Raw genomic sequence first — 2,076 nt, forward strand, 5'->3', positions numbered from 1 at the left:
GAACCCCCGCCCCTTCGCCTGGACGAAGAGCGCCGACGAGATCCTCGAACGCCTCGCCGCATATCTTGATCGAATTCCTGGCGCAGGACACTAGGAGACCAGCATTCACCTCGCAACCAGCCGCTCAGTCGCGCGTGCTGGTGATGGTCCCGGGTGTCAGGCAGGCCTCAAGGGCTCCTCGTCCCGACGGGGTGTTCGGCTCATGGTTCGGACAGGGTGCTACGACGACTGGTCCGAGGGCCGGCGGGCGCGGCTCCGGCGGTCGTACGCTGCGCGGGCCGCCGCCCGCAACCGCACGTAGAAGAGGTTGCCCTCCGGCCTGGCGTCCGGCAGGGCGTAGAAAGCCTTGAGCGCCTTGTCCACCTTGGTGATCTCGGAGCAGCCGCGCGGCCCGGAGGTCGCCGTGCGCGGCGTCAGATGCGGTGCATCGCAAGGCGGAGGGACGTCCACATACTGGATGTATCCGGATGTTCCGACAACGCGGCGAGGTGCCATAGCTGACGCCGCGCGCGTGTCCCATCGAGGACGCCACCGGCCCGAGTCTCCGCGATCGGTCATCGGCATGACCGTGTCCGTATCTGCAAGTTAGACGTCATTGCTGACACGGCAGTTGGGCCATAGCGTTTTGAACGCAGCCCATCGCACTCTTCGGGCTGCCAGTCCTCACGCGACATTCGAAGGCGGTACACCCATGTCCAGAACGACGCTGCGCGAGCTCAACGGCTTCGATCAGACGCCCGCGAAGCTCGCCGATTCGACGCTGATCCTGATCGACTTCCAGAACACCTACACCCAGGGCGTGATGGAACTCGACGGCTGGGAGGCCTCTCTCGACGCGGCCGCGCAGCTGCTGGCGCGAGCCCGCCAGGAGGGCACGAAGGTCGTGCACGTCATCAACGACGGCGGGGAGGGGACCCCGTACGACATCCGGGCCGAGATCGGTCAGATCCACCCCCGTCTGACGCCGGTCGACGGTGAGCCCGTGGTCGTCAAGCGGGCCCCCAACGCGTTCCACGAAACCGACCTGGGCACGCACGTTCCGGACGGGCAGGTCATCCTCGCCGGCTGGATGACGCACATGTGCGTCGCGTTCACCGCGCAAGGCGCCTTCCTGCGTGGAAACCGTCCCACAGTCGTCGCCGACGCCACCGCGACCCGGTCGCTGCCCATGGCCGGCGTCGACCTCGATGCCGGCCAGGTGCATTACAGCGCCCTCGCCACCATCGCCGACCTGTACGGGGTCGTCGTTCCGTCGCAGAAAGAGATCGTCTGATGAGGCTGTTGCGTCCAGTCGTCGCGCTGGGTGTCGTCACCGCTCTCGCCGCCACCGCGGCGGCGTGTGGCGGCAACTCCGAGGCAGCCCCGCGCACGGACCGTTCTTCGTCACCTGCCGCGGAGAAGAACGTCGCGAAGGACACGACGACCCTGCGGGAGCTCAACAAGCTGGACGAGACGCCCGCGAAGCTCTCCGGCGCGACGTTGATCCTGGTCGACTACCAGAACACCTACACCGAGGGCGTGATGGAGCTCGACGGATGGCGCGCGGCGGTGAACAACGCCGAGGCTCTGCTCAGGCGTGCCCGAAAGGCAGGGACGCCGGTTATCCACATCGTCGACAAGGGCTACGACCTGAAGTCGAAGGCGGGCCAGATCATTCCGGCGCTCAAGCCGGCCGTGGGAGAGCCCGTCGTCGAGAAGAACGTCCCGGACGGCTTCCATGGCACCGATCTCGCCGAAGAGGTCAAGAAGGCCGGGAACGAGAACGTCATCATCGCCGGATTCATGACAAACATGTGCGCCCTGTTCACCACCGAGGGCGCGTTCCTCAACGGCAACAAGCCCACCGTGGTGGCTGACGCCTCCGCGACCCGGCCCCTGCCTCTGAAGGGCAACCCGAACGGTGTCCCCGCGAAGCAGGTTCACGAATCCGCACTCGCCACGATCCAGGACCTCTATGGAGTCGTGGTCCCCTCACAGAGTGCTCTGACCCGAATCCGCAGGTAGTGCGGGGTATGCGACAGCTGATACAGCGACAGGTGCACTTTGCCGGTGAGAAGATCGAGGTTCCTACGCCTA

General features: G+C 66.1%; 3 protein-coding genes. 2 read left to right on the top strand and 1 reads right to left on the bottom strand.

The features are described 5' to 3' along the window. Nucleotides 1-219: 219 nt before the first annotated feature. Nucleotides 220-450, bottom strand: coding sequence for a hypothetical protein (locus ABZ826_RS39210; protein WP_361459365.1), 231 nt, complete (start codon nt 448-450; stop codon nt 220-222). 241 nt (nt 451-691) lie between these two features. Here ABZ826_RS39210 and ABZ826_RS39215 point away from each other — a divergent pair, with 241 nt between their 5' ends. Further along, nucleotides 692-1,273 carry an isochorismatase family protein gene (locus ABZ826_RS39215; protein WP_361459367.1) on the top strand — a complete coding sequence of 194 codons (582 nt, stop codon included), beginning with the start codon at nt 692-694 and terminating at the stop codon, nt 1,271-1,273. Next, on the top strand, nt 1,273-2,004 hold the full coding sequence (locus ABZ826_RS39220) for a cysteine hydrolase family protein (protein WP_361459369.1): 732 nt from the start codon (nt 1,273-1,275) through the stop codon (nt 2,002-2,004). The genes ABZ826_RS39215 and ABZ826_RS39220 overlap by 1 nt, the downstream gene beginning before the upstream one ends. Nucleotides 2,005-2,076 lie beyond the last annotated feature (72 nt).

Origin of the sequence: Streptomyces sp. NPDC047515 (assembly GCF_040643055.1) — a bacterium.
Classification (GTDB): Bacteria; Actinomycetota; Actinomycetes; order Streptomycetales; family Streptomycetaceae; genus Streptomyces.

What these genes read in the sequence shown, in the direction of transcription:
- ABZ826_RS39215 (WP_361459367.1), top strand. Translation starts at nt 692, where the DNA reads ATGTCCAGAACGACGCTGCGCGAGCTCAACGGCTTCGATCAGACGCCC.
- ABZ826_RS39220 (WP_361459369.1), top strand. Translation starts at nt 1,273, where the DNA reads ATGAGGCTGTTGCGTCCAGTCGTCGCGCTGGGTGTCGTCACCGCTCTC.